General features: G+C 68.1%; 1 pseudogene. It reads right to left on the reverse strand.

Features of this window, described 5'->3' with window-relative positions:
* Positions 1–232, reverse strand: a pseudogene (locus SB772_RS46015) (hypothetical protein); the annotation flags it as partial.

The raw sequence follows: 232 nt of genomic DNA on the forward strand, positions 1-232 counted from the left end.
CGAGTAGATATAGACCGCGCCCGGATCGCCCTGCCACGCGGTCAGTCGCGGCTGGTCGACCCAGCCGCCCGGCGTGCGGATGCGCTCCTGACGCCAGTCCGTTTCGGCGACGATGCGCGCCAGATAATCGGCCGCCGCCGCGGGCGCGAGCCAGGCGGGATGCCAGTCGACATCGGGTTGGGGCGTATCGTCGAAGAGATCGAACATCGGGTCGGAAAACGCATGCAAAGCG

The sequence above is a fragment of the Paraburkholderia sp. SIMBA_030 genome (assembly GCF_046535245.1).
GTDB lineage: Bacteria > Pseudomonadota > Gammaproteobacteria > Burkholderiales > Burkholderiaceae > Paraburkholderia.